Raw genomic sequence first — 3950 nt, forward strand, 5'->3', positions numbered from 1 at the left:
GTTCTGCACCGCAGGTCGTCTCGCGACCCCTCGCCCCTCTGGGGAGAGGGTCAGGGTGAGGGGTAGCCAAGCACACCGGCAAGCCTGCTGTGCTGATGTCTGACGCCGGTGCGCTTGGCGCCCCTCACCCCGCGAATGAGGCCGGCGGCCTCATTCGCCGCCCTCTCCCCAAAGGGGCGAGGGGGCGGGGCGGCACCGTCAGCACGAGCCCCCACCCTACTTCGCAAACCGCCGCGCCCCGGCAACACACCCGATCACCGCGACGGTCACCAGCAGCATCGCCGGCGTCACCGTCTCCCCAAGCAGGCTCGCCGCCAGGGCGAGGCCGAAGAATGGCTGCAGCAGTTGCAATTGCCCCACGGCCGCGATGCCGCCCTTGGCCAGGCCGCGATACCAGAAGACGAAGCCGATCAGCATGCTGAACAGCGAGACGTAGCCGAGGCTGAACCAGGCCGGGAGCGTGACGGCGGCGAACGAAGGGGGCCAGTAGACCACCGTCAGCAGCGCCATCAGCGGCAGCGACAGGACCAGCGCCCACGAGATCACCTGCCAACCACCGAGCGTGCGCGACAGCTTCGCCCCCTCGGCATAGCCGAGCCCGCAGACGATGATCGCCGCCAGCATCAGCCCATCGCCGAGCGGCGAGGCCTCGCCGCCCTGGGCCAGCGCAAAGCCGGCGACCAGCGCGCTGCCGGCAAGCGAGAAGGCCCAGAAGGCCGGCCTCGGCCGCTCGCCGCCGCGGATCACCCCGAAGATCGCCGTCGACAGCGGCAACAGCCCGATAAAGACGATCGAATGCGCCGAGGTGATATGCTGCAGCGCCAAAGCCGTCAGCAGCGGAAAGCCGACCACCACCCCGAAGGCGACGATGGCCAGCGGGGTGAGGTCGCGCATCGCCGGCCGGGGCTGCCGGAACACCAGCAGCAGGCCGAGCCCGACCAGCCCGGCAATGCCGGCACGGGCGACGGTCAGGAACACCGGATCGAAGGCCGCGACCGCCAACCGGGTCGCTGGCAGCGAGCCCGAGAAGATGATCACCCCGATCAATCCGTTGATCCACCCGCTCGCCGACCGGTCCATGCCGCGCTCCTCATTCGCGGCCTTATCGATTGCCGCCGTCAGCCACGCCAGCTACAGTCGAGTACAGTTCGAGCAAACTGTTGTGGTTACAGATACAGCACAATCTGCCCCGCCAAGTCGCATCGAGCGCGTCATGGCGACCATTCGCGGCCGCATCGCCGCGCGCAGCCTGGTCGCCGGCGCACGCTTGCCGTCAGTACGGGCGCTGGCGAAATCCTCCGACGTCTCGGTGTCGACGGTGGCCGAGGCCTATAGCAGGCTGGTCGCCGAAGGCGCGATCGTCTCGCGCCCGGGCTCGGGCTTTTACGTCGGCCGTGAGCCCGCGCCGATGCAGCTTTCGGCGGTGGGGCCAAAGCTCGATCGGGCGATCGACCCACTCTGGGTGTCGCGCCAATCGCTCGAAACCGACGATGCGGTGCCCAAACCCGGCTGCGGCTGGCTGCCGGCGTCCTGGATGGCCGAACAGAGCCTCAGGAAAGCCCTGCGCACCGCCTCGCGCGCCGGCGTCGACAGCCTCGCCAATTACACCTCGCCGCTCGGGCTGCCACCACTGCGGCAGCTGATCAGCCGGCGGCTGGGCGAACGTGGCGTCGAGGCGGCGCCCGACCAGATCGTCCTCACCGAAAGCGGCACCCAGGCCATCGACCTCGTCTGCCGCTTCCTGCTCGAGCCCGGCGATACCGTGCTGGTCGACGATCCCTGCTACTTCAACTTCCAGGCGCTGCTGCGCGCCCACCGGGTGCGCATCGTCAGCGTGCCCTATGCGCCCGCCGGCCCCGACGTCGAGGCCCTTGCGACGACGCTCGCGGCCGAGCGGCCGCGCCTCTACATCACCAATTCGGCGGTCCACAACCCCACCGGAGCGACACTCTCGCCGGTGACCGCGCATCGCGTGCTGAAGCTCGCCGACCAGCACGGGCTCGTGATCATCGAAGACGATATCTTCGCCGATTTCGAGCACAGCCCGGCGCCGCGGCTCGCCGGCTTCGATGGGCTCGACCGGGTGATTGAGATCGGCAGCTTCTCCAAAACCCTCTCCGCCTCGGTGCGCTGCGGCTTCATCGCGGTGAAGCGCGACTGGCTCGAGCCGCTGATCGAACTGAAGATCGCCACCATGTTCGGCGGCGCCCGGCTCAACGAGGAGCTGGTGCTGAGCGTGCTCGGCGATGGCCGCTTCCATCGCCACGCCGAGGCGGTGCGCACCCGGCTGGAACGGGCCCGCCGCAGCACCGGCGAACGGCTCGGCGAACTCGGCATCACCCCCTGGCTGGAGCCGCGCGCCGGCATGTTCCTTTGGTGCACACTGCCCGATGGCAGCGACAGTGCCGAGCTCGCCCGCGCCGCCTTGGCCGAGGGCATGGTGCTGGCCCCCGGCAACGCCTTCAGCGCCGCGCAGACCGCCGGCAACTTCATGCGCTTCAACGTCGCGCAGATGGATGAGGGGAGTTTTGCAGTGTTGCGGCGGTTGCTGTAGCCGTCAGCTGCGGGTCAGCGCCGGGCTCAACCGCTGGCGCCGACCAGCCCGATGCGGCTGAACCCGGCCGCGTCGATCAGGCCCATGATCTCCATGACCTGCTGGTAGGACACGTCCTTGGCGCCGCGCAGATAGATGCGCTGGTCGGTCTCGCCGTTCGACAGCTCGCGGATCATCGCCACGACAGCCTCCTTCGATACCGGCGTATCGCCGATGAAGATGGCGCCGTCGCTTTGCACCGTGACAGTGAGCGGCGCGGCATCGACCTTGGGTGTCGCGGCGCTTTTGGCGAGCTCGACCGGGACGGTGACGGCCATCAGCGGCGCCGTCACCATGAAGACGATCAGCAGCACCAGCATGACGTCGACGAACGGCGTCACATTGATCTGGCTTTGCGGGGCGAAGCGCGATTTACCGCGCCGGTTGCCCCACCCGTTGCTCATCGAGTCCATGGCGGACCGTCCCTCTGCTGTCGTTTGCCGGCGCGGCGGCGAGATCGAGCTCGCGCGTGATGGTCGACCACAGCTCGCGCGAGAAGTTTTCGAGCCGCGAGCCGAACCCGGCAATGTCGCCGCTGAACTTGTTGTAGAACACCACCGCCGGGATGGCCGCGACGAGGCCCAGCGCCGTCGCTGCCAGCGCCTCGGCGATGCCGGGCGCCACCACGGCGAGGCTGACATTCTGCTGCTGGGCGATCGAGGTGAAGGCGTTCATGATGCCCCAGACCGTGCCGAACAGGCCGATAAAGGGTCCCGCCGAACCGATCGTTGCCAGATACAGCAGACCGCGCTCCATTCGGGCAATGCGGCGCTGCGCTTCGACTTCCATCGCCGCATGCACGCGCTCGCGGAAGGTCGGCAGGTTCAAGCGCGCCCCGCCCTCGACGCTCAGCCGCCACTCTTTGAGGGCCGCGAGGAACAGCGCACTGATCGCCGGGATGTTGCGGCGGAGGTTGATCGATTTCTCGATCTCGTCCAGCGAGCGCCCCGACCAGAACAGCCGCTCGAAGCGGGAGGCCGCCCGGCGCTCCCACAGGATGACCCGCCAGCGGTCGAGCACGATCGCCCAGGTCGCCACCGACGCCAGCAACAGGCCGATCAGCACCAGCTGAACAACCAGATGCGCCTGCAGAAACAGGTGGAAGAGATCGAACTGCAGCGTCGACGCGTCAGCTGGCGACGCTGCGAGCACGGGTGTTGCGTCCATTCAGTCGTCTACCTAACTCTGTCGACTACCACATTGATCGCACCGGGCGCGGGCCGCCGATCACGCCCGATCCGCCACGGCTTTAGTCCCTGTTGCTCCAGCCAGCCGCGCCGCTGGCCAGGGCGCTGATCGTCGCCTCGGTGGTCGCCGCCACGGTCGACTCGGTCCGGCCAGTTGTCCGTCTTCTTGT

4 protein-coding genes are annotated in these 3950 nt (G+C 68.4%); 1 reads left to right on the top strand and 3 read right to left on the bottom strand.

The genetic code is table 11. The features are described 5' to 3' along the window. Positions 1–216: 216 nt before the first annotated feature. Positions 217–1080: a DMT family transporter gene (locus VW23_RS20620; RefSeq protein ID WP_069911391.1), complete on the bottom strand. Its 864-nt coding sequence runs from the start codon at positions 1078–1080 to the stop codon at positions 217–219. Between the two features lie 133 nt (positions 1081–1213). Here VW23_RS20620 and VW23_RS20625 point away from each other — a divergent pair, with 133 nt between their 5' ends. Next, on the top strand, positions 1214–2554 hold the full coding sequence (locus VW23_RS20625; RefSeq protein WP_069911392.1) for an aminotransferase-like domain-containing protein: 1341 nt from the start codon (positions 1214–1216) through the stop codon (positions 2552–2554). 26 nt (positions 2555–2580) lie between these two features. Here VW23_RS20625 and VW23_RS20630 read toward each other — a convergent pair whose 3' ends face one another. Both VW23_RS20630 and tolQ read right to left on the bottom strand, forming a co-directional pair. Then, the gene (locus tag VW23_RS20630) at positions 2581–3006 is read right to left on the bottom strand and encodes an ExbD/TolR family protein (RefSeq protein ID WP_069911393.1); all 426 of its coding nucleotides are present in this window, start codon (positions 3004–3006) and stop codon (positions 2581–2583) included. Beyond that, positions 2966–3760, bottom strand: a complete 795-nt coding sequence (tolQ, locus tag VW23_RS20635) for a protein TolQ (protein WP_084646343.1) — start codon at positions 3758–3760, stop codon at positions 2966–2968. The genes VW23_RS20630 and tolQ overlap by 41 nt, the downstream gene beginning before the upstream one ends. Between the last annotated feature and the right edge of the window lie 190 nt (positions 3761–3950).

The organism is Devosia insulae DS-56 (assembly GCF_000970465.2).
Lineage (GTDB): Bacteria > Pseudomonadota > Alphaproteobacteria > Rhizobiales > Devosiaceae > Devosia_A > Devosia_A insulae.

What these genes read in the sequence shown, in the direction of transcription:
- VW23_RS20620 (WP_069911391.1), bottom strand. Translation starts at nt 1,080, where the DNA reads ATGGACCGGTCGGCGAGCGGGTGGATCAACGGATTGATCGGGGTGATC.
- VW23_RS20625 (WP_069911392.1), top strand. Translation starts at nt 1,214, where the DNA reads ATGGCGACCATTCGCGGCCGCATCGCCGCGCGCAGCCTGGTCGCCGGC.
- VW23_RS20630 (WP_069911393.1), bottom strand. Translation starts at nt 3,006, where the DNA reads ATGGACTCGATGAGCAACGGGTGGGGCAACCGGCGCGGTAAATCGCGC.
- tolQ (WP_084646343.1), bottom strand. Translation starts at nt 3,760, where the DNA reads ATGGACGCAACACCCGTGCTCGCAGCGTCGCCAGCTGACGCGTCGACG.